Annotated in this window: 21 protein-coding genes; 9 read left to right on the forward strand and 12 right to left on the reverse strand. The window is 72.5% G+C overall.

Features of this window, described 5'->3' with window-relative positions; translation table 11 throughout:
• Nucleotides 1-4 precede the first annotated feature (4 nt).
• Nucleotides 5-769 carry a hypothetical protein gene (locus H030_RS0105440; RefSeq protein ID WP_027005381.1) on the forward strand — a complete coding sequence of 255 codons (765 nt, stop codon included), beginning with the start codon at nucleotides 5-7 and terminating at the stop codon, nucleotides 767-769.
• Here H030_RS0105440 and H030_RS0105445 read toward each other — a convergent pair.
• The 5 genes from H030_RS0105445 to H030_RS39535 are packed head-to-tail and all read right to left on the reverse strand — an operon-like array spanning nucleotide 766 to nucleotide 6228.
• Nucleotides 766-2907 (reverse strand): hypothetical protein, encoded by a 2142-nt coding sequence (locus H030_RS0105445; RefSeq protein ID WP_231398366.1) that lies wholly within the window; start codon nucleotides 2905-2907, stop codon nucleotides 766-768. The two genes, H030_RS0105440 and H030_RS0105445, sit on opposite strands and share 4 nt — an antisense overlap.
• A 33-nt stretch (nucleotides 2908-2940) precedes the next feature.
• Nucleotides 2941-3507 carry a dTDP-4-dehydrorhamnose 3,5-epimerase gene (gene rfbC / locus H030_RS0105450; protein WP_027005383.1) on the reverse strand — a complete coding sequence of 189 codons (567 nt, stop codon included), beginning with the start codon at nucleotides 3505-3507 and terminating at the stop codon, nucleotides 2941-2943.
• A complete protein-coding gene (locus H030_RS0105455; RefSeq protein ID WP_027005384.1) occupies nucleotides 3507-4808 on the reverse strand; it encodes a glycosyltransferase family 87 protein in 1302 nt (433 codons plus the stop codon). Before H030_RS0105455 ends, rfbC begins: the two co-directional genes overlap by 1 nt.
• Nucleotides 4805-5785 carry a glycosyltransferase gene (locus tag H030_RS0105460; RefSeq protein WP_027005385.1) on the reverse strand — a complete coding sequence of 327 codons (981 nt, stop codon included), beginning with the start codon at nucleotides 5783-5785 and terminating at the stop codon, nucleotides 4805-4807. Before H030_RS0105460 ends, H030_RS0105455 begins: the two co-directional genes overlap by 4 nt.
• The gene (locus tag H030_RS39535; protein ID WP_051221780.1) at nucleotides 5782-6228 is read right to left on the reverse strand and encodes a GtrA family protein; all 447 of its coding nucleotides are present in this window, start codon (nucleotides 6226-6228) and stop codon (nucleotides 5782-5784) included. Before H030_RS39535 ends, H030_RS0105460 begins: the two co-directional genes overlap by 4 nt.
• Before the next feature lie 58 nt (nucleotides 6229-6286).
• Between H030_RS39535 and H030_RS36400 the strand changes: the two genes are divergently transcribed.
• The 5 genes from H030_RS36400 to H030_RS0105490 all read left to right on the forward strand — a co-directional run bounded on the left by H030_RS36400 (nucleotide 6287) and on the right by H030_RS0105490 (nucleotide 13712).
• A complete protein-coding gene (locus tag H030_RS36400) occupies nucleotides 6287-7090 on the forward strand; it encodes an MOSC domain-containing protein (RefSeq protein WP_051221782.1) in 804 nt (267 codons plus the stop codon).
• Nucleotides 7078-8085: a glycosyltransferase gene (locus H030_RS0105475; RefSeq protein WP_027005387.1), complete on the forward strand. Its 1008-nt coding sequence runs from the start codon at nucleotides 7078-7080 to the stop codon at nucleotides 8083-8085. Before H030_RS36400 ends, H030_RS0105475 begins: the two co-directional genes overlap by 13 nt.
• A 49-nt stretch (nucleotides 8086-8134) precedes the next feature.
• Nucleotides 8135-9109 (forward strand): COX15/CtaA family protein, encoded by a 975-nt coding sequence (locus tag H030_RS36405; RefSeq protein WP_081690532.1) that lies wholly within the window; start codon nucleotides 8135-8137, stop codon nucleotides 9107-9109.
• Nucleotides 9110-9240: 131 nt separating this feature from the next.
• A complete protein-coding gene (locus tag H030_RS0105485) occupies nucleotides 9241-12831 on the forward strand; it encodes a hypothetical protein (RefSeq protein WP_035125889.1) in 3591 nt (1196 codons plus the stop codon).
• On the forward strand, nucleotides 12831-13712 hold the full coding sequence (locus tag H030_RS0105490) for a hypothetical protein (RefSeq protein WP_027005389.1): 882 nt from the start codon (nucleotides 12831-12833) through the stop codon (nucleotides 13710-13712). Before H030_RS0105485 ends, H030_RS0105490 begins: the two co-directional genes overlap by 1 nt.
• A 25-nt stretch (nucleotides 13713-13737) precedes the next feature.
• Here H030_RS0105490 and H030_RS38880 read toward each other — a convergent pair whose 3' ends face one another.
• The 4 genes from H030_RS38880 to H030_RS0105510 form a co-directional block, all read right to left on the reverse strand.
• On the reverse strand, nucleotides 13738-13908 hold the full coding sequence (locus tag H030_RS38880; protein ID WP_155891848.1) for a hypothetical protein: 171 nt from the start codon (nucleotides 13906-13908) through the stop codon (nucleotides 13738-13740).
• Between the two features lie 52 nt (nucleotides 13909-13960).
• Nucleotides 13961-16420, reverse strand: a complete 2460-nt coding sequence (locus H030_RS0105500) for a SpoIIE family protein phosphatase (RefSeq protein ID WP_027005390.1) — start codon at nucleotides 16418-16420, stop codon at nucleotides 13961-13963.
• An 82-nt stretch (nucleotides 16421-16502) separates the two neighbouring features.
• Nucleotides 16503-18800: an endopeptidase La gene (gene lon / locus H030_RS0105505; RefSeq protein ID WP_027005391.1), complete on the reverse strand. Its 2298-nt coding sequence runs from the start codon at nucleotides 18798-18800 to the stop codon at nucleotides 16503-16505.
• Nucleotides 18801-18984: 184 nt separating this feature from the next.
• Nucleotides 18985-19230, reverse strand: a complete 246-nt coding sequence (locus tag H030_RS0105510) for a DUF3253 domain-containing protein (protein WP_027005392.1) — start codon at nucleotides 19228-19230, stop codon at nucleotides 18985-18987.
• 96 nt (nucleotides 19231-19326) lie between these two features.
• Between H030_RS0105510 and H030_RS0105515 the strand changes: the two genes are divergently transcribed.
• Both H030_RS0105515 and H030_RS36410 read left to right on the forward strand, forming a co-directional pair.
• Nucleotides 19327-21534: a DUF11 domain-containing protein gene (locus tag H030_RS0105515; protein ID WP_027005393.1), complete on the forward strand. Its 2208-nt coding sequence runs from the start codon at nucleotides 19327-19329 to the stop codon at nucleotides 21532-21534.
• Between the two features lie 5 nt (nucleotides 21535-21539).
• The gene (locus H030_RS36410) at nucleotides 21540-22268 is read left to right on the forward strand and encodes a L,D-transpeptidase (protein WP_051221785.1); all 729 of its coding nucleotides are present in this window, start codon (nucleotides 21540-21542) and stop codon (nucleotides 22266-22268) included.
• Here H030_RS36410 and H030_RS29540 read toward each other — a convergent pair.
• Entirely contained in the window at nucleotides 22265-23200 is a 936-nt protein-coding gene (locus H030_RS29540; protein ID WP_051221787.1) for an acyl-CoA desaturase, read from the reverse strand. The two genes, H030_RS36410 and H030_RS29540, sit on opposite strands and share 4 nt — an antisense overlap.
• A gap of 87 nt (nucleotides 23201-23287) precedes the next feature.
• Between H030_RS29540 and H030_RS29545 the strand changes: the two genes are divergently transcribed.
• Complete coding sequence (locus tag H030_RS29545; protein ID WP_051221789.1) at nucleotides 23288-24451, forward strand: helix-turn-helix domain-containing protein; 1164 nt, start codon at nucleotides 23288-23290, stop codon at nucleotides 24449-24451.
• Here H030_RS29545 and H030_RS0105535 read toward each other — a convergent pair.
• Complete coding sequence (locus H030_RS0105535; protein WP_196809007.1) at nucleotides 24361-24972, reverse strand: CAP domain-containing protein; 612 nt, start codon at nucleotides 24970-24972, stop codon at nucleotides 24361-24363. The genes H030_RS29545 and H030_RS0105535 overlap by 91 nt on opposite strands.
• A 119-nt stretch (nucleotides 24973-25091) precedes the next feature.
• On the reverse strand, nucleotides 25092-25295 hold the full coding sequence (locus H030_RS0105540) for a hypothetical protein (protein WP_155891849.1): 204 nt from the start codon (nucleotides 25293-25295) through the stop codon (nucleotides 25092-25094).
• Nucleotides 25296-25402: the final 107 nt, after the last annotated feature.

Raw genomic sequence — 25402 nt, forward strand, 5'->3', positions numbered from 1 at the left:
CGGGATGGCCAAGCCGACCAACGACCCGTTCCCCGACACCGCCCCGCCCGCGAGCACGCTGGCGCTGCAGGCCGTCGCGGCGCGCGCGTTCCGCGCGTCGGCGCTGCTGACCACCAAGGCGGTCAACGTGGGCCGCGTCGCCGACTACGTCGTCTGGCAGCAGCGGACCTGGAACCGCGTGCCGAAGCTCTTCAGCCGCCGCGAGAAGCTCTGGGCCGCGATGGCCGAGCGGCTCGATCCGAAGCGCCCGCTGCTCGTCCTGGAGTTCGGCGTCGCCCACGGCTACGCCACCGCGCAGTGGCTGCAGCTGCTCGGCGCGCGCAGGGACGTCGTCTGGCACGGCTACGACCGCTTCACCGGCCTGCCGCGCGCGTGGGACGGCCACGAGGCCGGCGCGTTCGACAACGGCGGCGTCGCGCCGGCGATCGACGACCCGCGCGTGCAGTGGCACGTCGGCGACGTCGAGGACACGCTGCGGCCCGCCGACGTCACCGGCCACGCCGACCACCAGCGGCTGATCCTGTTCGACCTCGACATCTACGAGCCGACGGCGTTCGCCTGGAACGTGCTCGGCCCGGCGCTGCAGCCGGGCGACCTCATGTACTTCGACGAGGCGATGGACGCCGACGAGCGCCGCGTCCTCGACGAGCTCGTGCTGCCGCAGATGACCGTCGAGGCGGTCGGCTCGACGTCGCTGGCGCTCGGGCTGCAGGTCGTCACGCCGGCGCGCGTCCCGGCCGCCGAGCCCGCGGTCACCGCGGGCGCCTAGCCGGCGGCGTCGTCCAGCGCGGCGAGCGCGCTGTCCTCGACCACCGGGTCCAGCAGCGTGACGGGCCTGACGCCCCTGGTCGTCAGGCCCAGCATGTGCTCGCCCGGCTGGACGGTGAACGCGATGTCGCCCGGGTCGCCGGCGGTCAGCGTCCCGAGCGCCTGGCCGTCGAGCGTCAGCGCGACGTCGGCGTCCGGCGTGACCGTGAGGCGCACGGTCCGCGCCTGCTGCTGCGGGTTGGTCAGCGTGATCGTCCCGGACCCCTGCAGCCTGCGCGTGACGCGGCCGTGCGCGTCGTGCGCGGGGCCGGTGATCTGAGCGCCGTAGTCGACGCCCAGCGGCTGCAGCAGCGCGGCCGTCACCGCGGCCTGTTCGGCCGGCGTGCGCGTCGCCATCAGGCGCCTGCGCAGCGGCCGCAGGTCGGCGAAGACGAGCGTCCCGGTGGCGCTGCGCTGCAGCGGCGCGCCGGTGATCTGCGCCAGCTCGCGGACCTCACGGGCGCCGGTGCCGGTGTAGCCGACGCGGTCCAGCCAGACGCCGTCGAAGCCGGCCAGCGCCGCGGCGCGCAGCTGGGTCGCCAGCGGCAGCAGGTCGGCCGCGACCTGGAAGTCGGCGGGCCGGCCCTTCATCGCGCCGTAGGACCAGCGCATCGACGCGGGCGCGTGCAGCGGCCCGCGGAACGGCTGGTAGTCGCCCATGCCGTTGACCGGCGCGGTCTCCGGGAACTCCATGTAGGGCAGCTGGTAGACCATGCCGCGGTCGCCGATCGTCTTGTTGATGTTCTTGACGAACGTCGCGTCGCCGTTCCAGGCCCGCTCGAGCTTCGCGTAGTCCGGGCGCGACGCGCTGCCGGTCTGGTCCCACGCGGCGAAGACGACGACCGCGACCAGCACCGCCGCGTAGGCGCCCGCGCGGTGGCGCAGCCGGCGGCCGATCGCCTCCAGGGCGATCGCCACCGCGACCAGCGCGCAGAAGACGATCACGACCGAGATCCGGTTCCACGCGCGCAGCGACGGGTTCAGCACGAACGACACGAACGCGCCGCCCGCGCCGGTCGCGCCCAGCAGCGTCGCGGTCAGCCCGACCAGCGCGGTCGCGCGCAGGCGGCGGTCGGTCAGGAAGCGCCCGGCGACGCCGCCGACCAGCGCGACGCACAGCGACGCGGCGAGCACGAGCAGGCCGAGCACCGACAGCGTGCCGCCCCACGGGTCGCCCTCGCTGTCGAGCGGGCGGACGCCCCAGTACTCGTCGGCCAGCCGCCGGAACGGCGCGAAGCGGTGCTCGGGCGCGGGCAGCACCTGCTCGATCAGCGACAGGCCGAACTTCAGCGACTCGTCGGCGTCGCGCTGGCCGGTCAGGTCGTTGGCGCCGTGCGCGCGGTGGTAGAGGACCGTCGGCAGCAGGTTCAGGATCAGGACGAAGACGATCGCCGCCAGCGCGCCCATCCCGTTGAGCAGCGTGGCGTTCCTGTCGTCGCGCTCCAGCCGCGTGGCCAGGACCGCGATCGCCAGCAGCACGACGACGAACGCCGCGTAGTAGATCCCGCTGGACGCGATCAGCACGCAGATGACGAGCGTCCGCATCGTCGTCGCCGAGCGCCAGCCGCGCTCGAACAGCGGGCGGCGCAGGATCACGCAGACCGCGAGGAAGACGCCGAGCGGGATGACCGCGTAGTCCGCCAGCAGCAGGTGGCCGTTGAGCCCGCGGAAGAAGTGGAACGGGATGACCGCATAGGCGATCGCGACCGCGCAGGCCGCGCCGCGCTGCACGTCCAGCCACCGCAGCGACAGGTACCCGGCGGCCGCCGTCAGCGGGAACGTGATCAGCAGGAACACGTTGTAGATCGCGCCCGGCTGGTCGGTGAAGCGCGAGACGATCCACGCGATCGCCCAGTGCAGGTTGTCCGGGCCGAGGCTGCCGAAGTCGTAGAGCTGCTGGCCGGCGGGCGCGCCGAGCGAGCCGTTGGTCCAGATCCAGCCGTGGTCGGCGATCCCCTTGAACCCCATCAGGAGCGACAGCGCGTCCTGGTCGTAGGCCCACGGGACGCTCAGCGACGGCGCGTCCCAGAGCTGCAGGCCGATCGCGGCGATGACCAGCGAGGCGGCGCACGCCGCGAGCAGCGCCGGTCCCTCACGCACCACCCAGGGCTTGACCGCCCGCATCGGGTGGGGCTAGGAGTTGCTGTCGTCGTCGAAGGCCAGGTCGCCTTCGACCTCGGCGAGCAGCGGCGCGGTCGCGTCGCGCTCGGAGACGAGGTGCTCGACCTCGGGCGGCCAGGGGATGGCGACGGCGGGGTCGTCCCACCGGAACCCGCGCTCGACGGCGGGGTCGTAGTAGTTGGAGACCTTGTACATCACGTCGGCGACCTCGCTGAGCACGCAGAAGCCGTGCGCGAAGCCGACGGGGACGAACAGCTGGTGGCCTTCGACGTCGTCGAGCGTGAACGCCTCGTGCTCGCCGTAGGTCGGCGAGCCCCTGCGCAGGTCGACGACGACGTCCCAGATCGTGCCGCGCCCGCAGCGGACGAGCTTGGCCTGGCCGGCGCCGAGGCTGAAGTGCATGCCGCGCACGACGCCCTGGCCGGAGCGGCTGTGGTTGTCCTGGACGAACGTGGTCGTGACGCCGTTGGCGGCCCACACGTCCTCCCGGTAGCTCTCCACGAAGAACCCGCGCGCGTCGCCGTGGACGATCGGGGCCAGGTGCACGAGGCCGCTGAGCTTGGTGTCGAGGCGCTGCATCAGGCGGGAGAGTAACCCGGCTCCGTCGCCGCAGCGGCAGCGGGCGCAGGCTCGGCCGTCTCCTCGCGGGTCCGGAACGCGCTGACGACGACCAGGACGACGAGCAGCGTCATCAGCAGCGGGTCGAGGACGACGATGTCGCTGACCGAGCCGCCGAGCCGAAAGAAGAAGTAGGCCTTGGGGATCATCAGCAGCGCGAACAGCAACATGTAGACCCAGCGGAACGGGTCGCGCGAGCCGTCGCGCAGGAACAGGCCGATCGGGATGACCAGGTGCAGCAGCTTGTAGCCGCCGGAGACGGTCGGCAGCAGGTTCAGCAGGCACACCAGCAACGTCATCTGCTGCCAGAGCGCGAGCCTGCGCCGCCACAGCACCCAGACCGAGCCGGCGAGGATGACGACCGTCGCGGCCTCGTAGTACGGGATCGCCGACCTCACGGTCGCCGCGTCGCCGCCGAGCACGTCGACGAGCAGGAGCTTCAACGGGCCGAAGAGGCTGCACCCGTAGGCCAGGCCCGCGTCGCCGATCACGTAGGTGTCGTTGTAGAACGTCAGCCGCGCGTGCAGCAGGTTCCACGTGTGGACGACGTCGAAGTTGTAGTAGATGCTGCCCAGCACCGTGAGCAGGCCGGCGGAGACGATGCACAACGCCAGCGCCCGCCACTGGCGGCCGACCAGCAGCGGCGCCGCGAAGATGATCGGGTAGCCCTTCATCGCGGTCATCGCGCCGATGGCGAGCGCCGCGACGACCCAGCGGTCGGTCTGCCAGGCCCATGCGAGCGCGACCAGCAGCACCGTGATCACGAGCTCGATGTTGCCGCGGTCCAGCGAGATCAGGAACGGGTAGGTCGCGAACGTCAGCGCGAACACCGCCGCGATCCGGTCGATCGGCGGGAGGAAGCTCAGCTGGCGCGCCAGGAACCCGCCGATGGCGACGGCGGCCAGGCCGACCCACAGCACGATCGAGCCCTGGTAGCCGGCCCACACGAACGGCTCCATCACGATGTAGCTGAACGGCGGGTAGACCGCGTACGGGTAGTTCAGCGGGTCGTGGGCCTGGAGCGGCTTGAAGAAGTCGTAGAGGTCGCCGAAGTGCGAGCCAGGGACGAACAGGAACGTGTTCTTCGGGAAGGGCAGGCCCTGGTAGTAGGCCTCGCGGTACATCCAGGCGCCGGCGACGAAGAGGCCGATCAGCACGGCGTAGGTCATCGCCCGGGTCAGGGTGGCGGCGTTCTCGGCGTCGGCGACGGGGGCCAGGGTCCGGCGGCGCGGCTGCGGCTCGGCGGTGGATGCGGTGCTCATAGTGGAGTTCGGTCGGGGGCAGAGGACGGGTGGCGCGTCGAGCCATGGTCCTGGTGCTCGAGGTCGGAGAGCGACAGGCCGCGCGACTGCGAGTAGACAGCGAACAGGACGACGAAGTTGCCCAGCGCCAGCAGCGACGAGATGCCGAGGCCGAGCAGGGCCGTCGTGGCCCAGCCCGGCGTCGCGTACGACGTGAACAGCTTGTTGGCGACGACCGCGATGCCGAGGACAGTGCACACGCCGATGACGACCGAGAACGCGATCATCGCGCGGATCGCGATCCGGTCCAAGTAGGGCATCAACATGCTCACGCCGTGGCGCACGAGCTTGGAGAAGCTCATCCGCGACTGCCCTGCGTAGCGCGTGGAGCGATCGCACTCGACCGCGCGGGTGTCGAGCTGGAGGCTGGTCAGCGTCGACGAGTAGCAGAGGTCGAAGTTCGGGTGGGCGAGCACGCGGCGTGCGAACCAGCCGTGGTAGGCGGCGAAGTTGCCGGAGCGGACGACCGTGCCGGTCGCGATCTTGAAGCCCGCGCGGAAGAGCCTGTAGAAGAGGCGGAAGGTGTGGGACTCCGACCGCTGCGAGCGCAGCGCGAGCACGAGCGTGCGGTCCGACTGCGCGGCGATGAGCTCGATCAGCAGGCGTGGCACGTCGGAGGGCGCGTCCTCGCCGTCGGCGTCCATCGTCACGACGAGGTCCTCGTCGTCCATGTCGCCCGCGACCGTGCGCAGCGCGTAGACGATCGCGCGCTGGTGTCCGAGGTTGAACGGCGGCTCGATGATCCGGACGTCGTCGAGCTGGTCGACCTGCTCCATCTCGGGATCCAGGCCGCCGGTGTCGTCGGCGACGACGAACTGCACGGTCAGCGGCGGCAGCGCCGGCTCTTCCTGGATCGCGCGCAGGACATGCTCGCGGAGCATCAGGAAGCTGGGCACGTCCAGGTAGACGGGCGTGACGATCCACAGGCGAAGGCTCATGGGCGGTGAAGGCGGAACACGAACCTCCGTCCGGCGAGGTAGGTGACGACCGCGAGGCCGACCGTGAACACCACCTGTGCCGGGAACACCGGGAGGCCCGCGACTTCCACGAGCACCGGCAGGACCGCGAGGTTCGCGATGAGGCCCACAGAGTAGACGAGGTAGAAGCGCAACAGCTCGTGCACGATCCGCCCGCCGCGCGCGCGGAAGACGATCAGGCGCTGCGTGCAGAAGGCGAACTGCACGCCGAGGGCCTGAGCGATGACGACCGTCGCCAGGTAGGCGTAGTGGCCGGAGTCGCCGATCAGCGCGTTGAACAGCGCGAAGAAGCCGAGGCCAACGACCGTGTTGAGCGCACCGACGAGGACGAAGCGGACGCGCTCCGGGGCCATGCCGTGACCGAGCAGCCAGGTGTTGAGCAGGGACGGCCGTGCAGCGTCCATGTGGCTCGGGGTTTCCACCGCAGGCAGCATAGGCCGTCGGGGTCGTAAGGTGCCTGTCGTGTCGTCCCGCCACACCCTGCGCTCGACGCTCGCCGCGTGCATCGCGCAGGTCGTCGCGGCGCCGGCGTTCGACGTGCCGCTGGACGAGGCGGAGCGGCTGGCGTGGCTGGGCGAGCGGGGGCTGGGGCTGGTGCCGGTGGACGATGTCGGCTCGTTCGCCTGGGCCGGGTCGTGGGTGGCGTTGCGGCCGTCGCTCGAGGACGGGGAGCCGCGCGCGGTCGTGATGTTCGGGGTCCCCAGCGGGGTGATCTGGGATCCCGCGGGGACGCGCGACGAGCTGCTGTCCGGGTGGGTCGTGGCGCCGCTGGAGCTGGCGGCGTGGCCGCCGGTGGCGGTGGCGGAGATCGCTTCCGGGGTCGTGGAGGACATCGTGATCGCGCCTGCGAAGACCGCGCCGGTGTCGTCGATCTCCTCCGCCTACGCCGAACCCGGGCTCGGCCTGCGCGGCGACCGGTACTTCGTGGGCGACGGGACGTTCGCCTCGGGCCGCCCGGGCTCCGCGCTGACGCTGGTCGAGGCGGAGGTGCTGGAGTCGCTCGCCGCTGCGCGCGGCGCCCCGGTCGACCACCGCCGCAACCTCGTCGTGCGCGGGACCGACCTCAACGCGCTCGTCGGCGTCGACTTCACGGTCGGGGCCGTCAGGTGCCGCGGCCGCCGGCTGTGCGAGCCCTGCGCGCATCTGGATCGCCTCAACGGCGGCGCGCTGCTGCGGCCCATGGTCCACCGCGGCGGGTTGCGCGCCGACATCCTCGAACCCGGCGAGATCCACGTCGGCGACCCCCTGATCCCATGCCCCGCCTGAGACGCCGCGACGACGAGCCACCGCCACCGCCGCCCGCGGCCGAGCCGGTGCTCGCGGCGGTGCCGTGGCCGCTGGCCGATCTGCTCCAGTCGGGCCCGACGCCGCTGTCAGACCGCCAACGCCTCGGCTCCGCGGTGACGCTCGTCCTGCCCCCGGGTGCCGCGACGCCGCGCGCCGCGGGCGTGCCGCCCGAGCTCCTCGCGGCGCTCGAAGGCGAGGGCTTCGCGCTCACCACCCTCACCGCCGACGAAGCCGAGCACGCGCTCGCCGCCGAGGTCGATCCTCCGGCGGGGTCGCTCGCCGACGCCGACGTCGTCCTCGCGGCCGGCTGGGCCGCGGCTCCGGCAGTCCTGATGGCGGAGGGCGTGCGCGCGCGGGCGGTGCTGCCGACGGCCGACGCTCCGCCGCTGGCCGACCTCGGCTGGGCGGACGGCGCGCTGCCGGTGCTCGGTCCGGCGTGGCTCGGCGGCGAGCTGCCGGCGGGGGCCGACGCGGCCTATGTCCCGAAGCCCGTCCACCGGCGCGAGGACCTCGTGCTGGTGCACGGGGAGGAGCCGTTCGGGCTGCTCGCGGCGGCGATCCTGGCCGAGCGGCGCGACGACCTGACGTTCGCGGTCACCGGCGTCCGGGAGGACCTCGCGCTGCCGTTCAGGTTCCTGGGCGTCGAGCCCGGCCCGGAGGCGCTGGCGCACGCGTTCGCGTCGGCGACGGTGGCGATCGCGCCGTCGGTCCGCGGCTGGCGCCCGGCGGCGGTCGCGATGCTCGCGTGCGGCCAGGCGGTCGTGGCGCCCGACGACGCGCCGACCTGCTCCGCGCTGGGCGACGCCGCGTCCTACGCGCGCGGCCCGCTCGAGGCCGCCGCGGCCGTCGAGGACTTCCTCCGCGACCCCGACTACGCGCTGCGCGCCGAGCGCGCGCGGGCCGGCTTCGCCCTCGTCCCGGGCGGTTGGGCGGACACCGCAGCCTCGCTCGCGGCGCACCTGCGCGCCCTCTGAGGCGGCGGTCACTCACACGACGCGCCGGAGTTGGCATCCTGTGGGGCGCATGTCCCGTCTCGATCGCCTGCGTGAGCGGTGGCCGGTCAGCCCGCGAGTGCACGCGTACGCCGCGTGGGCGGCGCTGATCCTCTTCACGCTCATCGTCATCTCGGGGGCCGCGGTGCGGCTCACGGGGTCCGGGCTCGGCTGCCCGGAGTGGCCGCGCTGCAACGGGACGTCGGTCACGCCGTCCAACGGCCACGCCTACATCGAGTTCTCGAACCGGATGATCACGACGCCGGTCTCGATCGCCGCGGTGCTCTGCCTCGTCTTCGCGCTGCTGCGCCGGCCCTACCGGCGCGACTTCACGGTGCTCGGCGCGCTGCTGGCGGTCGGCGTCCTGGTCCAGGCGATCCTCGGCGGGATCACCGTGCTGACCGGGCTGAACCCCGTGACGGTCATGTCGCACTTCCTGCTGTCGATGGCGACGATCGTCTTCGCTGTGACGCTCGTGTGGCGCGTGGTGCGCGAGCGGCGCGCGCTTGCGGAGAGCCCGTCCCACGACGCGTTGTTGGTGTGGTTGACCCGCGCGCTGACCGTGCTCGGCGGCGTTGTTGTCGTCGTTGGCACCGCGGTGACCGCGTCCGGGCCGTACGCCGGGGGCGAGGGGACCGACGACACCGTCTCGCGCTTGAGCATCTTCGGGACCGACACGTTCAGGACGGTGATCATGGTCCACGCCCGCGTGGCGGCCGTGTTCGGCGTCTGCGCGGTCGCGCTCTGGTTCTTCGCGCGCATGCGCGGAGCGAGGGACGTCTTCTGGCCCCTGACCGCGGTGTGCGTGGCGGTCGCGGTGACTGGCGCGATCGGGACCCTCCAGTACCACATCCTCAACTACCCGGCCTGGACCGTCTGGCTCCACGTCGCCTCCGTGACCCTGACCTGGAACGCCCTCGTCTGGTCCTGGCTGGCCGCCGGCCGCACCGCCCCCGCACCAGTACCCGCAGACCCCGAGCGCCCGCTCGCCGCGTCCGTCGCCTAGTCCGGTCCCAGCGCGGACGAACGTCCGAGGATGTCTGGAATCTGACTCAACTGGTTCGAGCCATTTGAGTATGTTGCTGCGCGCCACGGATTAGGCCGAGGCAACGGTCCAAACAACTCAGGGGAAACAGGATGCTTCCTTCCGGGACGTCGCAGCTGCGACGCCTTCCGACGTTCTTGCTCGCGCTGGCGGCCACGCTGGCCGCCGCCTTCTCGCTCGGCGCCATCACGGCGCAGGCCGACGTGGGTGGCGAGGTCTCGGTCACGACCGAGGGCGCGGGTCGCACCGACTACTGGACGGCGGGCTCCGACGGGCACGTCTACGAGCGCACGCTCACGGACAGGTGGTCGGACTGGGCCGACCTCGGCGCGCCCGATGGAGTGGGCCTTGCCTCGGCGCCGTTCGTCCTGCACATCCCGGACAACTCGCCCGCGACGCAGAGGGGCAAGTACTTCATCTTCGCGCTCGGCGGCGACCACGCCATGTGGCTGAAGACGTACACGCCCGGCAGCGGCTGGAGCGGCTGGGTGGATCAGCAGTACGGCCAGTTCTCGACCGGCTTCACCGCGTCCTACTCGTCGGGCGGCGACTGGATCAACGTCGTCGGGGCCGACATGAGCGGCAACCTCGTCTGGCGCGTCTACAACCAGGGCAGCCGGACGGGCCTCGGCGGTACGACGACCAACACACTCGGCAGGCTCGCCTACCCGCCGGCGTTCCTGGACTGGCACACCGCGGCGGGCGCTCAGCGCGCCGACGTCTTCGGCGTCAACACGAGCGGTCAGGTGTGGACGGCCACGAACTCCAACCTCGTCTGGAGCCCGGCGTCGGTGATGCTCCAGCCGCCCGGCCTGACGGGGCAGCTGGCGACCGCCACCAACGACGCCGGCAAGGCGCTGATCGCGGCCCGCGACCAGGACCGCGTCACCGCGGTCGTCAACTGGAGCACCGACGGCACCTTCGGGGCGTGGCAGAGCCTCGGCGGCATGATGGGCACAGCGCCATCGGTCCACTACTCGCTCACGGCGGCCGGCCAAGCGCACTGGCAGCTCGTCGCCCGTGACGGCGGTGTCCCGCTCGGCACCGACCCCGGCACGGGCACGCCCACCGGCTGCCACGCCGACGTCTACCTGCGGCCCGCCCAGATCGTCGTCCGCGACAGGTACGGCACGGATGGCTGGGGCGAGTGGCACGGCATCAGCCCGACACCTGGGGCTCCGTTCTACGGCACCAGCCACCACTTCGGCGGCGATGACAGCCAGCCCGGCGACCATGGCCTGTGCGGGGTCATCGACACGCCGGACGAGATCGCCAACGTCGTCGCCGCGATCCGTGGCGGCTCGCCGCAGGACGCGCAGACGGCGATCGACGGCATCAACCCTGAGAATGGTGAGCGCGACCGCGTGCTCGCGGCCGTCAGGGAGGCCGACACCAACGCCACCGTCTCGGTCACGCACAGCGACGCCGACCACCTCGACCTGTGGGTCGAGCGGGCCGGCTCGGTCTACGTGCGCTCCTGGGTGTCCGGCACCGGCTGGCACGACTGGGTCGACCTCGAGGCCCCGGTCGCCGCCGGCGTCTCGGCGGCGCCGGACGCGATCCGGACGCCGGACGGCCGCTTGCAGGTCTTCGTGACCGGTCGCGATGACAAGTTGTACATGAAGATGCTCTACCCGCCCGGGTTCTCGGGGCACGCCGAGGGGTGGACGGACTGGACCAAGATCGCCGACGGCCCGTTCGCGCCGGGCGTCCAGGCGGCGTGGTCCAACGGCGGCGACTGGATCGACGTCGTCACGCGCACCAAGGCGGACAACAAGCTCGACTGGCTGCACTGGACCGCGGGTGGCAACGCCTGGATCGAGAACGTCCGCAACGACGACGGCAACACGAGGCTGAGCGTCACACCGTCGGTCGTCGACTGGACGCGTGACGGGTCGAACCTCCCCGAGGCCGACGTGTTCGCGAAGGACGCGAACGGCGACGCCATGTGGACCATCAACACCAACTTGGCCTGGAGCCCGTGGCAGTCGCTGACCCAGGGCGCGAGGTCCCCGATCGACGCGGCGGTCGGCGACAACCGCATCATCGTCGCGCAGCTCGGCAGCAACGGCGCATCGGCGATCGGCGAGAGCTACACGCCGGCCGGCAGCTGGGAGGGCTGGGACTACACGCTCGGCGGCAACCTCAGCAGCGCGCCGACCGTCAACTACTGGCCCGACGCGGCCGGCAACGGGCGCTGGGAGCTCTTCGGCCGCGACGGCGGCGCGCTCGCCGGCGGCCGTCCGGGCCAGATCGTCTACAACGAGAGGCCCGACGGCAGCAGCTGGACCGGCTGGGTCGGCATCACCCACCTGCCGGGCCTGGCGTTCTACGGCACCAGCACCCAGTTCGGCAACGGCGACGGCATCAACACGCAGTCCGAGATCGACGCCGCCGCCTCGGCGATCCGCGGGGCGTCCGCCATCGTCGCCGACTCGATGCTCGACGGCATCACGCCCGGCACCGAGCGCGACGACGTGTGGAGGGCGGCCTTCCCGACGTCCTGGGCCTGCGGCGACTCGACGACCCACTCGGCGACGACGGACACGCAGATCGCCTGCGTGCTTGGATCGTTCGACGGAGCGAGCTCCGACGCCGGAGCCCAGACCGTCCTCGACGGCCTCACGAAGGACAACGTCAAGCGCCTCGACGCAGCCTTGGCTGCTCGCGTCAGCAACGGCGAGCTCGTCCGGGACATCTCCGACGGCGCCGTCTACCAGTACGCCGGGGGGATCATCCGGCCTGTGGCCTCCAGCGCGATCGCTGAGGCGAACGGGCGTACGCTGGCAAGCGCGAAGCGGGTGACGCACGCGGTCATCTCCCGATGGACCCTCGGGCCGGCGCTCACGATGCCGGTCGTCGACGACGGCGACATCTGGGCGGAGGGGTGGTCGAGCTCGCAGTTCGCTCAAGACGGAGACGACACGCCGGATGGAGACACACGAGCGCTGCTGACAGGCTCGAATGACGTGGAGACGCGGGTGAAGAGCCTCGTCGACGGCTCCTCCACCACCACCGAGCTGACCACCACCACCGACGGTGACCCCGTTGCCGACACGCGCGCGGGCAGGGTCTCTCTTGGTGGCGATCCGTGCTCGTTCTCCAATGCCCGTGCCAGGGGGTTGACCCTGGACGAGCCGACACAGCTGGATGACTCGAAGCCCGGGAAGTACACGTTGGCCACCACGTTCATGCACGCGAAGATGAACCGGGTGTATCAGGCGAAGGCGCCCAATGGTCAGATGGTCAACCACAAGTACTTCTTCGGTTGCGCCACGGGTGGCGCTCGCGCTGTGGACGTCGACCACATCGGGCTGAGCCTCTACGTGCAGAAGATGATCTTCGGGCGTCCGAACCGTGCGATCCGGACGGCGACGTGGAGTAGCTCGACGTCAGGCGGCGGGAACATCGCGTTGAATGTCGGTGTGGCCGCTGGCCCCTTCTCGGTGTCCATGCCCGTCCCTCTCATCACCTCCGGCAGGCAGAAGGGGACGGAGGGCGAGTACTACACGCCGGCATGGCTGGTGCCGTATGCGAGCAACCAGGTCAGTGGAATCTGGGAGGCTGGCACCTTCGTCAGCAAGGACTGGCAGGGCCAGTCGTCGCTCGCGATCTGGGACGTGCAGCAGAGCGAGGCCAACTGGGCGATCGTCGACGACGAGATGGCTCACTGGAAGCACTGATGTCGAAGCACCTCCTAGGCGTCGCGGTGATCGCTGTCCTCGTCGCTGGTTGCGGCGAGGACAGCCACCGGGCGGCCAGCCCGACCACTGCGAAGGCTGACATGGCGGCGCACGCCGCCGAACCGGTGACGTTCGTGATGTGCGGTGTCTCTGCGACGGATGGCGCGTCTGATCTCTACGCAACTCGTGACGGCGTCGTGATTCGACACCTGATCTCACGCCAGCGGCTGGCGTCGATCTCTGCCCGCGAGGACACGGCGGTGGTGGTCACCGCGGGTCGGCTCGGCATCAACAGGTTGACTCGAGTGAGCGTGGCGGCTGACGGTGCCGTCGCGCGGAGGACGCTGCCGAGCGATCGAGACATGACTGGCGGCGTCCGCCTCTCGCGCGACGGCAGGTGGCTCGCGTACGTCACCGTCGTGAGCGGCAAAGATGGTGCGCTCCAGGACCAGGCCGTCACGGTCCGGGCGGATGGCGGCGGGCCGGCGCGGAAGTCCCGTCCCGTCCACGCGATCGCCGACCTGGACTTCGACGTCCATGATCGCCTGCACCTGCTGACCCAGGTCGCAGGGGCAGGGAGCCGAATCGTGACGGCCGGCGTGAAGGACCAGCGTCTCCGCCAGCGGGCCTACGTGATCCGGTATGGAGATGGCGGTCGTCTCGCGATGAGCGGCCCCGGCTGGGCGGAGGTCCGTGACGCCAAGGGCCGGGTCCTCGCCAGGCGCAGGGGCATCGTCGTCAACGGCTGGGCGCGGTCCGGGTCGGACGTTCTCGTGCTGCGGCTGAGCGACGGCCGGTTCGGCTTCTGGAACTGGAAGACGAACGGCCTGAGGATGTGGCCTCGCCTGCCGTGCGCCGTCCCGTATTACGCCGAGCAGTAGTCAGCGCTACGGGCCGCCGGCGCCGCTAGCCCAGCGCGCGCTCGGCGGCGGTGGCGCCGAGGGCGATGAGGGCGATCAGCGTCGCCAGCAGGCCTGGGCGCAGGATGCGCAGCCAGCCGCGGCGACGGCGGGACCAACCGCGGCCGCGGCCGCGGCGGGAGGCTGTGCTGGCGTAGATCGGCAGGGACCGGTCCATGACGCTCGGGCGCGAGCATGGAGCATGGGCCGGACGACTCCGCTGTGCGGTCCTACGCGGCGGTCTCGCCGACCAGCGTCGCGGTGGCCGTACCGGCCTCGCCGCTGGCCGTCAGGACCAGTACCGCGACGTCGTCGCGCTGCTCGCCGAACTCCTGGAGCGCGCGGTCGATGCCGCCGGCGATCTCATCGGGTTCGAGCGGGCCAAGGGACGTCAACAGCGACTCCAGCCGCTCCGCCCCGAACCGGCCCTCCGGCCCGCGGGTGTCGGTCACGCCGTCGGTGTAGAGCACCAGCGAGGAGCCGGGCGTCAAAGACACCTCGCTCACCGTCCAGCGCCCCTCCGGGAAGGCCCCCAACAACGTCCCCGGGCGCCCGACCGCCCGCACGACCCCGTCCGACCCCACCAACAACGGCGACGGGTGCCCCGCGCACACGACCTGCAGCGACACGGCGCCGGTCTCATCATCAACCCCAACAACGCCCACGCACACCGCCGTGCAGATCTGCCGCCGCTCCACATCCGCGCCGAGCGTCGCGTTCAACCGCCCCAACATCTCACGCGGGTCGTCCTCGTACTGGGCGACCGTGCGCATCGTGTACCGCGCCAGCGACGTGATCGCGGCAGCCCCCGGACCCTTCCCGGTCACGTCGCCCATCATCACCATCCACCTGCCCGCGCGCGCCTCGAACAGGTCATAGAAGTCGCCGCCGACCTCGGTCGCCGTCCCCGCCGCCCGGAACCGCGCCGCGATCGCCAGCCCCGGGATCACCGGCAGCCGCGGCGGCAGCAGCGACCGCTGCAACGTGGTGGCGATGTGCGTGCGCGCCGCGTGCACACGCGCGTGGTCGACCGCGATCGCCGCGCGCCGCGCCAGCTCCTCGGCGACCTCGAGGTCGGCGGCGCCGAGCGTCCGGCCGGACTCGGCCGTCGTCGCCAGCTCGATCGTCCCGATCACGCGCTCGCCCGAGACCATCGGGACGATCAGCACCGACCGCGTCCCGATCAACTCCATCAACTCGGCGTGCCGCTCGGACTGCGCATAGGCTCGGACATCGTCAGCGTTCACCGACGACCACACGATCGACCGCCCGGTCCGCAGGACCTCCCACGGCCCGCGGTCATCCTCGGGGTTGGCCGGGAAGTCACGCCGCCACTCGTTCAAGAGCTCGACCTTCTCGAAGTCCCGGTGCGCGGCCGCGACCTGCTCGAACCCGCCGCGCTCGTCGACGAGGTCCACGCGCGCCCAGTCCGCCAGCTCCGGGACGACCGCCCACGCCGCCTTGTCCAGCGTCGCATCGACGTCCAGCGACGACCCCAACAACTTCGAGGCGTTGGACAACAGCCGCTCGCGCATCTCCTGGCGCTTGACCGCCGTCATGTCCTCGCCGACCCAGACGACGAAGTCGACCGCGCCGTCCACGTCCAGCACCGGCACCGCGCGCGTCAGCAGCCAGCGGTCGGTCCCAGCCGCGCGGTCGACCACGTGGTGCAGCCGCGGCGGCGGCTCCTCGCCGGCCAGCGCCCGCACGATCAGCAGGTCCTCCTGGGCGATCGAGGACTCGCGCTCGTCGGTGACGTTCAGCCGCGCCAGCAGCGCCAGGCCGCCGTGGCGCATCAGCTCGTCGGGCGACTCCAGCCCCAGCAGCTCGGCGGCGGACTGGTTGGCGAACCGCACGTTCCCGTCCGGCGCGATCGCCAGGACCGCCTCGCCGAGGTTCTCGACGATCGCCTCCAGCCGCCCCTCGGCGCGCCGCAGCTCGGTGTGCAGCCGCGCGTTGTCGAGCCCCAGCGCGGCCCGCCGCGCGAGGTCGTGCGCCAGCGCCACGTCGCCCGGGCCGAACGGCTCCAGCGACGTCATCCGCAGGAACGACAACGCGCCCAGCGTCCGGCCGCGCGCGACCAGCGGCAGGACCAGAGCGCTTCGGTACGCCGACCTTCGCGTCAGCTCGAAGTGCTCGTCGGACGTCGTGTACTCGCGCAGTGCCTCCTCGCTCATCTCCGAGCGCAGCTGCGGCTCGCCGGTGCGGATCGCCATCGCGGTCGGGTGCGACGACGCGCGGTCCAGCGGGAAGCGCTCGCGCACCTCCTGCAGCGCCCGTGCCAGCTCCGGATCGGCGGCGGTGACGACCGCGCCGCGCAGCGAGCCGTCGAGCTCCAGCAGGTCGATGATCGCCAGCTCGGCATGGTCCGGCACCGCCAGCTCGGCGATCCGCGACAACATGGTCTCGGGATCGAGCGACGACCCCAAGAGCTCCCCGGACCGCGCGAGCAGCTCGGTGCGGGCGCGCTCGGCGCGCTCGCTGTCGCGCTCGCGGGCCAGGACGGTCGCGGCGCGCACGAGCGCGAAGGCGACCGCGGCCAGCAGCGTCACCGCGATGATCGTCAGCACGCTGCCGCCGGTCAGCAGGTCGGCGACGACGACCGCCAGCAGCAGCGCGATCGCCAGCGGCAGCGCGCGCGAGACGGGCGTCAGGGATCCGGCGGCGGATGGGTCGTCGCGTGGGGCCACGTGCGGGGCGCAAGCCTACGCGGGGCCGGGCGGCGCCGCCACGCAGCGGCACCGCCCGGACCACGGAAGACGACCGCCGGCGCTACGAGGCCAGCGACTCCGCCGTCTTCGGCGCGGGCTCCAGGGCCAGCGCCAGCACCTCGGCCACGGTCATGACCGGGTGGAACGTCATCGCCTCGCGCACGTCGGCCGGGACGTCGTCCAGGTCGCCGCGGTTGCGCTCCGGCAGGATCACGTCGGTCAGGCCCGCCGCGTGGGCGGCCAGGACCTTCTGCTTGAGCCCGCCGATCGGGAGCACGCGGCCCTGCAGCGTGACCTCGCCGGTCATGCCGACCGTGTGCTTGACCGGGCGGCCGGTGAGCAGCGACGAGAGCGCCGTCGTCATCGTGATGCCCGCGGACGGGCCGTCCTTCGGGATCGCGCCCGCCGGGACGTGCACGTGGAACTCGCGCTCCTCGAACAGCGCCGGGTCGATCCCGAGCTCCTCGGCGTGGGCCCGGACGAAGGTGAGGGCGATGCGCGCCGACTCCTTCATCACGTCGCCCAGCTGGCCGGTGAGCTGCAGGCCGCCGCCCTTGCTCGTCTTCGTGGCGTTGGCCTCGATGAACAGGACGTCGCCGCCGGTGCCGGTGACGCTCAGCCCGGTCGCGACGCCCGGGACCGCCGTGCGCTGCGCGGCCTCGTGGAACACCTTCTGGCGCCCGAGCGCGTCGCGGACCGCGTCGACGTCGATCGTCACCGGGACGATCGACTCGTCCGTGGCGATGCGGGTCGCGGTCTTCCGGAGCACCTTGCCGAGCTCGCGCTCCAGCTGGCGGACGCCGGCCTCACGCGTGTACTCGGCGATCACCGTGCGCAGGATGCCGTCGTCGGCGACGACCTCCTCGGGACGCAGCCCGTTGCGCTCGCGCTGGCGGGCGAACAGGTAGTCGCGGGCGATCGAGACCTTCTCCTCGACGGTGTAGCCGTCGAAGCGGATGACCTCCATCCGGTCCAGGAGCGGGCCGGGGATCGTCTCGGCCTGGTTGGCGGTGGCGATGAAGACGACCTCGCTGAGGTCCATCTCCACGTCCAGGTAGTGGTCGCGGAAGGTGGAGTTCTGGGCGGGGTCGAGGACCTCCAGGAGCGCCGCCGACGGGTCGCCGCGCCAGTCGGCGCCGACCTTGTCGACCTCGTCGAGGAGGATCACGGGGTTCATCGTGCCGGCATCGCGGAGCGCGCGGACCAGACGGCCCGGGAGCGCGCCGATGTAGGTCCGGCGGTGGCCGCGGATCTCGGCCTCGTCGCGGACGCCGCCGAGCGACATCCGGACGAACTCGCGGCCCATCGCGCGGGCGATCGACTCGCCGATCGACGTCTTGCCGGTGCCGGGCGGGCCGATCAGCGTCAGGATCGCGCCGGAGCGCTTGTCCGCCGAGATGCCGCGCTCCTCGCGGAGCTTCTTCACTGCGACGTACTCAACGATCCGGTCCTTGACGTCGTCGAGGCCGGCGTGGTCGGCGTCGAGCTGCGCGCGCGTGGCCGTCGGGTCCAGCGTGTCCTCGGAGCGCTTGTTCCACGGGACGTCGGTCAGGACGTCGAGGTAGGTCCGGATCATCTGGGCCTCGCCGGACTGCTCGCCGGAGCGCTCCAGGCGGTTGAGCTCGCGCTCGGCCTGCTCGCGGACGGCGTCGGGCATGCCGGCCTCGGCGATCTTGGCGCGGTAGTCCTCGCCGACGGTGCCGTCGTCCTCGCCCAGCTCGCGGCGGATCGACTCCATCTGCTTGCGCAGGACGTACTCGCGCTGCTGCTTGGCGGCGCCTTCCTCGACGTCCTCGCGGATGCGCTTGCGCACCTGCAGCTCGGCCAGGCGCTCGCGCTGGCGGGTGAGGGCGAGCTGGAGGCGCTCGGTCACATCCAGGGTGCCGAGCAGCTCGACCTTCTGCTCGAAGGTCAGGTCGGGGGCGTAGCCGGAGGTGTCGGCCAGCGGGCCGGGCTCGGTGATGGCGCGGACCCAGGAGGCGATCCGGCCGTCGTCGCCGCGCAGCTCGAGGATCTCCTCGACGGTCGCGCGGTACTCGCGCTCCAGCTCGCGGGTGCGGCCGTCGACGGGCACGTCGTCGACGCGCTCCTCGACTTCCACCCGGAGGCGGCCGGCGTGGTCGGTGTGAGCGGCGCCGGCGACACCGCGCGCGATGCCCTCGAGCATGGCGCCATGCCCGCCGCCGGGGAGGCGGACGCGCTGAGCGACCGTGGCGATCGTGCCGACGGACGCGTACTCGCCCTCGTGGCGAGGGACGAGCAGAACCCGGTCCTCACCGGCCGTGTCGACCGGCAGGGTGACGTCCATCGTGGGGAAGACGACGGTGTCGTCGAGCGGGATGAGGAGAAGGGAAGACACTGAGATCCTTTGGTCCGCGAATCGTTGCTTCTGCAACAGTCCCGATGATCTTAGCGCGCCCGACGCAGATCTCATGATGGTCGTCGCGCAGCCCTCAAAACACGCGCCGGAACGGCCGCGGCGCCGCGACCGCCCGCTCCGCGACGTCACTCCGCGCCGCCGCGGGGCGCCGGGGTTAGAGCTCCTACGTCCTCCGCAGCCGGATCGGTCCGCGGACCGACGCGCGCTTCACCGGCTCGCCGTGTTGCGTCACCTCGATCGCGCCCTCGTCCGCCAGCTCCCACGCCGCGTCGCGGACCAGGTCCATGTGGTCGCGGAACTGGTCGCCCGACAGCGCTCGCGCCGCTTCGGACGGGCAGATCGTCTTGCCCGGCGCGCGATGGTCGAGGAGCTCCAGGATCGCGCGGCGGGCTGCGGCACCGGTGGGCATGCGAGGAGACGTACCCGGAGGACGAGCCCGACCACTTCCCGGTTCACCCGCGCCGAGTGACCGGCCATCACCCGCCCGCGCGGGACCGTCTTGCCTATGCGCAGGACGGTCCAGTTGTTGCTCGGCGCGCTGATCCTCGCGGTCGTCCCCACGACCGCCGCCGCCCAAGAGCGCCTCATCACCTACGTCGCGCGGGCGTGCCCGAGCTACACCGACGTCTCGGCCAACCTCGCGCGCAACAACATCCAGGAGTCGCTCCGGGATCTCGGCCCGAACACCGACTACGTCAACGGTGAACCGATCTCACCGAGCAAGGAGGGCCCCGGGCAGCCGAACTGCAGGCCGCTCGTCGGCTGGCACTTCCATCTCGGCGATGCCATCGCCGGCCAGGTCAAGGGGACCTGGGGCGCGCTGTCGGTCGTCGCCGACCCCTATGACACGTCGGTCGTCACCCAGGCCGCCACGCCGATGTTGAACGACAACGGCGACGAGACCGGCTACTCGCTCCCCGGTGCCGTCACGGTCCCGCTCACCGACGACGAGTACCAACGCTCGACGCAGGGCGCGGCCCTCTGGGTCCAGGGCGGCGACGTCGACGATCCCGTCATGGACAGGCCCTACCCCCAGCGTTACGGGTTCGCCGCCCTGCGCTGCGCGATCGACAACTACAACGGTGACAACGTCGAGTCCATCAACTACCCGCAGGGCGCCCGCCACGTCTACTGCTACGCCTACTACGTCGAGCCGCCGCCGACCTCCGGCACGATCATCGTCCAGAAGAACGTGGATGACCCATCGGTCACGACCGCTCAGCCGTTCACCTTCCAAGGCAACATCTCCTACACCGTCGACCACACGTTCACCGACAACGCCGCCAGCGGCAGGCCCGGCTCGACGACCTTCTACCGCGGCGCGACCGGCCCCAACGACGAGCCGTGGACGTTCGCCGAGCAGGTCCCGCCCGGCTGGTCGCTGACGGGCCTCACCTGCGACTCGGTGACCAGGACCAGCACGATCACCACCGACCTGGCGACCGCCGCGACCAGCGTCAGGCTCGGCGCCGGCGACACCGTCACCTGCATCTACACCGACCGGCCGATCCCACCCGCCGCCAACCTCCTGATCGGCAAGCGCACGATCGACGGCGTCGGGACGTTCCCCTTCACGATCACCGGCCCGGGCGGGATCGCGCGCCAGAGCATCACCACCAGGTCGCCCGGCGTCGTCGCGACCGGCGCGCAGCTGACCGGCAGGGCCGGCACCTACGCGATCGCCGAGAGGCTCCCCGCCACGACCGCCGCCGGCCGCTGGACGCGCGTCGGTGCGGCCTGCGGCAGCAGGGTCTTCGGCCCGGACACGCCGGTCCGCGTCACGCTCGCCGCGGGCCAGGGCGCCGGCTGCGTGTTCACCAACACCTTCATCCCGTCCGGCCGCCTGACGCTGCACAAGGCGGCGATCGGCAACACCGGCACCGCGAACTTCAGGATCGGCTCGCAGCTGAGAGCGGGGCTCCAGTACAACCAGCGGGCGAAGGTCGCGCGCCAGGGCGTGCCGTTCCCCGCGACCGGCGACGCCACCGACCACCTCCCGCTCGGCACCTACAACGTCACCGAGACCGACGCGGCCCCGAAGCCCGGCGGCCACTGGAACCTCGTCGCCGCGATCTGCGACGGCCGCCCGGTCGGCGCGTCGCAGGGCCGGATCCAGGTCAGGCTGACCGCGCGGGACCCGCGCAGGAGCTGCACGTTCATCGACCAGTTCGTCAGGCGCCCGGAGCCGCCGAACCCCAACCCGCCCAAGCCCGACCCGGACGACCCGACGCCGGCGCCCGCGCCCAACCCGCCCGGGACCGACCCGCCGGCCGCCGCGGTCGACGCCGCGTCGGGGCCGGACGCCGACCTCGCCATCACCAAGCGCGTCGTCCCGTCGACCGCGCGCCCCGGCCAGCCGGTCACGTACACCGTGACGGTCACCAACCGCGGCCCGGACATCGCCTACGACGTGTTCGTCGCCGAGCTGCGCGCGCCCGGAACGCGGCGGCTGAGGCTGCACGTCACCCCGAACGGCTCCTGCGTGGGGGACCGCCCGGCGCGCTGCTCGATCGGGACGCTCGCCGTCGGCGCGACGGCGACGATCACCGCGACCGTCACGGCGCAGGGGCCGGGCATCGCGGTCAACCGCGTCGGCGTCGCCTCGTCGGTCGGCGATCCCAACATGGACAACAACACCGCGTCGGCGGCGCTGGTCGTCCGCGCGCCCGCGGCGGCGGGCGGCGGCGGGACGGCGCCGGCGGTGACCGGGTAGCGGCGATGACCGCGCGGCGCGCCGCGACGGCAGCGGTCGTCGTCGCGGCGCTCGCCGCGGCCGCGGTCCCGGCGGGCGCGCCCGCAGCGCAAGCCGCGTGCTCACAGGCGCGCGCGCCCACGCGCGCGCTCGCGTGGCGCGCCTACATCCCGGCGGCCACGCCGGTCCGGACCCGCGCCGCCGCGCACACCACCGTGCTCAGCGGCGCTCCCTCGTGGCGCCTCGTGACCGGCGTGACGCGCGGCCCCGGCGGCGCCTGCCTCCTCGACGTCCGCCTCGCCCGCCGCCCCAACGGCGCCCACGCGTGGGTCGCCGCGAGCCGCGTCACCACGCTGCGCGCCACGCGCTGGCGCGTCGAGGTCGACCGCGCCCACCGCCGCGCGACGCTCCTGCACGCCGGCCGCGCGGTCGCGCGCTGGCCGGTCGTCGTCGGCAAGCCGTCGACGCCCACGCCCGCCGGGCTGTTCGCGGTCCAGGCCAGCTACCGGACGCCGCCGTCGAGCTTCGAGGGTCGCTGGATCCTCGCGCTCACCGCCCACAGCGACGTCCTCGCCACCTTCGACGGCGGCGACGGCACGGTCGCCCTGCACGGCCGCGGCGGCGCGTCGCTCGCCGACCCGCTCGGCACCGCCGCCAGCCACGGCTGCATCCGCTTCGACGACCGCGCGATCGGCACGATCGTCCGGCGCGTCGGCCGCGCCCGCCTGCCGGGCGTCCCGGTCGCGATCCGCTAGCGCGAGGCGCCGACGCGCTCGCGCGGCGGCTGCGCCGCGACGGCCAGCTTCTCCGCCTGGCGCTCCGGCGTGATCCGCACCACGTTCCACGCCAGCCCGAGCTTCTCCATCGCCCAGATGACCCCGGCGCTCGGATCCATGAAGCGCTCCCACCGCGCCAGCCCGTGCTGGGCCGAGCGCGGGAACGTGTGGTGGTTGTGGTGCCAGGCCTCGCCGAACGACGGCAGCGCGAGCCAGAAGACGTTGGTCGAGTGGTCCTCGACCGCGAACCGCCGCCGGCCCACGAAGTGGCAGATCGAGTTGATCGACCACGTCACGTGGTGCAGCAGGAACACCCGGACGAGCCCGCCCCAGAGGAACCCCGTCGCCGCGCCCTTCCACGAGCCGCCCGTCAGGGCGAACCCAGCGACCGCCGGGATCAACAACCCCAACAACGCCAGCCAGTGGAAGTTGTCGCTGATCCGCTTCATGCCGCGGTCCTCGACGAGGTCCTTGGCGTACTTCGCGCGCGCCGCGCCGCCCTCTTCGGTGAGGATCCACCCGACGTGGGCGTGGAACAGGCCGCGCAGCGTCCCCCGGACGCCCCCACCCGCGAACCCCGCGTGCGGCGAGTGCGGATCGCCCTCCTCGTCGGTGTGCGCGTGGTGCTTGCGGTGGTCGCTGACCCACTGGATCACCGACCCCTGGATCGCCATCGACCCGAGCACGGCGAACGCGTGCTCCACCCACGGCCGCGCCTGGAACGAGCGGTGCGTGAGCATCCGGTGGAAGCCCACCGTGATCCCCAGCCCGGTCAACACGTACAACACGGCCAACAACCCCAAGTCGGTCCAGCCGACGACCTTGTTCCACAGCAGGACGATCGCCGCGAAGAACGCGACCAGCGGGATGATCACCGCCGCGAGGTTGACGTTGCGCTGGGCTCGGCTCATGACAACCTGAAGGCTAGTGCGCAACGCGCCCCGCTGCGCTGGAACTCGGCGCAGTCTTACCCCGCGGAATCTGTAGCCTCGGCACAAATGGACGACGCCGAGGGCCTCCCCTCAGGACTCGCCGAGGCGCTCGCGCCCGGGCTGCCCGGCCTGGCCGACGAGATCATCGCCGCGATCGGCCGCGAGGTCCCGGAGTACCGCCGCCCGCTCGAGGGCGAGTTCGGCAAGGGCATCCGTCTCGGCGTCGAGCGCGCGCTGTCGCGCTTCGTCGAGGCGCTCGTCCACCCGCAGGCCGTCAACGACGACCGCACCCGCGCCGTCTACGTCGAGCTCGGCCGCGCCGAGCACCGCGCCGGCCGCTCGCTCGACGCGCTGCTCTCCGCCTACCGCCTCGGCGCCCGGATCGCCTGGGAGCGCTGCGTGCAGGCCGGCCAGCAGGCGGGCTTCGAGCCGACCACGCTCTACCGCCTCGCCTCCCAGATCTTCGACTACATCGACCGCATCTCGGCCGAGTCGGTCGAGGGCTACGCCGCCGAGCAGTCCGCCACGCTGGCCGAGCGCCAACGCCGCCGCCGCGCGCTGGTCCGGATGCTCGCCCAGCCCGACGCCCAGCCGGACGCCGTCCGCGACCTCGCCACGCTCGCCGCCTGGACGCGCCCGCTGGCGGTCGCGGGCCTCGCGATCCGGACCGAGGACGCCGACCGCCTCGCGTCCAGGCTCGGCGGTGAGGCGATCGCCGCCGCCGAGGGCGAGCTGACCAACGCGTTCATCCCGGACCCCGAGGCGCCCGGCCGTCACGCCGAGCTGGCGCGCGCGCTCGACGGCCTGCCCGCCGCACTCGGCCCGACCGTGCTCGTCGAGCAGGCCGCGCGCTCGCTCCAGCGCGCGCAGACCGCGCTGACGCTGATCGACGCCGGCGTCCTGCCCGCGGGCGCGCCGCTGCGCACCGACGAGCACCTCCCGGACCTCCTCCTGCACGCCGACCCCGCGCTGGCCGCCGACCTCGCCGCCCGCGCGCTCGCGCCGCTGGACGACATCAGGGACACCACCCGCGCCCGCCTCGCCGAGACGTTGAAGGCGTGGCTCGACGAGCCCGGCCAGGTGACCCGCGTCGCTGAGCGCCTGCACGTGCACCCGCAGACGGTCCGCTACCGGATGGGTCAGCTGCGCGAGCTCTTCGGCGACCGGCTCGACGACGCCGACGCGCGCTTCGAGCTCGCCCTGGCGCTGCGCGCCAGCTCGACGACGTAGGTCGTCATCCCGCCGCGGACCGAGACGCCGACGCCGACATCGCGGTAGGTCTTGGACAGCAGGAGCTTCTTGATGGACTTGCTCTCCAGCCAGATCCGGACGCGGGCCGCGGGTGTCGCCAGCGCGCCCCTCGCGCGGCCTAGGGCCTCGGCGGCCGTGAACGTCCCGCCGCCGTAGCCGGCTGCGGCGATCCGGTCGATCGGCGTCGTCCCGCCCCTGCCCGTGTGGGTCAGCGGCTTGTTGATGTCCAACGCGGCGGCGAACCTGCCGGCGGCCGAGGCCAGCCTCGCGTCGCGGTGCAGCGCCGGGAGATCGCGCTCGGCGCGCGCGGCGTCGAGCAGGCACGCGATCGCGCTGCGCACGCGCGCGACCGACGCGGCCGACGCTGCGTCCGCCGGGACGCGGTCGGCGCCCGCGCAGGTGGGCGCGCCGGCGCTCGGCGCGGCGCCCGCGACGCCGGGAGCCCATGCGCCACAGGCGCTCACGACCAGGGCAATCGCGATGACAACGCGTCCGTGCAAGAACCACATTCTGGCATGTCAGGGCTGTGGGACCCCTCACCGTTCGAGGGGGCACGTCGGTCCGGCTCCTGACGCCGACAACTTCACGTGCGATCGCGCGCCGGCGCGCGGCCGCGTGTCTAGCCCTGCAGCGGGCCGTCGAGCCGCGCGCGGAGCATCGCGATCTCGGTGACGACCGCGCCCATGTAGGCCGAGCGGTACGTCGCGATCTCGTCGTCCAGGTCGGCCATGTACGCACGGTCGTGATCCAGCCCGGCCTCGTGGGCCAGGACGCGCTCCTCGCCGAGGAGCATGAGGTGCTGTCGGACTTCGGTGGCGTACATGGTCTGGGTCATTGGGTGCGGTGGGTTGGTGTACCCCTGTAACGGGGATCTGCACTTCGGGTTACGCCAATACAACGTGAACGGATGTACGAGTTCGCGGGTGCGGG

It is taken from the genome of Conexibacter woesei Iso977N (genome assembly GCF_000424625.1).
In the GTDB taxonomy this organism is placed as follows: domain Bacteria; phylum Actinomycetota; class Thermoleophilia; order Solirubrobacterales; family Solirubrobacteraceae; genus Baekduia; species Baekduia woesei_A.

What these genes read in the sequence shown, in the direction of transcription:
- H030_RS0105440 (WP_027005381.1), top strand. Translation starts at nt 5, where the DNA reads ATGGCCAAGCCGACCAACGACCCGTTCCCCGACACCGCCCCGCCCGCG.
- rfbC (WP_027005383.1), bottom strand. Translation starts at nt 3,507, where the DNA reads ATGCAGCGCCTCGACACCAAGCTCAGCGGCCTCGTGCACCTGGCCCCG.
- H030_RS0105455 (WP_027005384.1), bottom strand. Translation starts at nt 4,808, where the DNA reads ATGAGCACCGCATCCACCGCCGAGCCGCAGCCGCGCCGCCGGACCCTG.
- H030_RS0105460 (WP_027005385.1), bottom strand. Translation starts at nt 5,785, where the DNA reads ATGAGCCTTCGCCTGTGGATCGTCACGCCCGTCTACCTGGACGTGCCC.
- H030_RS39535 (WP_051221780.1), bottom strand. Translation starts at nt 6,228, where the DNA reads ATGGACGCTGCACGGCCGTCCCTGCTCAACACCTGGCTGCTCGGTCAC.
- H030_RS0105475 (WP_027005387.1), top strand. Translation starts at nt 7,078, where the DNA reads ATGCCCCGCCTGAGACGCCGCGACGACGAGCCACCGCCACCGCCGCCC.
- H030_RS36405 (WP_081690532.1), top strand. Translation starts at nt 8,135, where the DNA reads ATGTCCCGTCTCGATCGCCTGCGTGAGCGGTGGCCGGTCAGCCCGCGA.
- H030_RS0105485 (WP_035125889.1), top strand. Translation starts at nt 9,241, where the DNA reads ATGCTTCCTTCCGGGACGTCGCAGCTGCGACGCCTTCCGACGTTCTTG.
- H030_RS0105490 (WP_027005389.1), top strand. Translation starts at nt 12,831, where the DNA reads ATGTCGAAGCACCTCCTAGGCGTCGCGGTGATCGCTGTCCTCGTCGCT.
- H030_RS38880 (WP_155891848.1), bottom strand. Translation starts at nt 13,908, where the DNA reads ATGGACCGGTCCCTGCCGATCTACGCCAGCACAGCCTCCCGCCGCGGC.
- H030_RS0105510 (WP_027005392.1), bottom strand. Translation starts at nt 19,230, where the DNA reads ATGCCCACCGGTGCCGCAGCCCGCCGCGCGATCCTGGAGCTCCTCGAC.
- H030_RS0105515 (WP_027005393.1), top strand. Translation starts at nt 19,327, where the DNA reads ATGCGCAGGACGGTCCAGTTGTTGCTCGGCGCGCTGATCCTCGCGGTC.
- H030_RS36410 (WP_051221785.1), top strand. Translation starts at nt 21,540, where the DNA reads ATGACCGCGCGGCGCGCCGCGACGGCAGCGGTCGTCGTCGCGGCGCTC.
- H030_RS29540 (WP_051221787.1), bottom strand. Translation starts at nt 23,200, where the DNA reads ATGAGCCGAGCCCAGCGCAACGTCAACCTCGCGGCGGTGATCATCCCG.
- H030_RS29545 (WP_051221789.1), top strand. Translation starts at nt 23,288, where the DNA reads ATGGACGACGCCGAGGGCCTCCCCTCAGGACTCGCCGAGGCGCTCGCG.
- H030_RS0105540 (WP_155891849.1), bottom strand. Translation starts at nt 25,295, where the DNA reads ATGTACGCCACCGAAGTCCGACAGCACCTCATGCTCCTCGGCGAGGAG.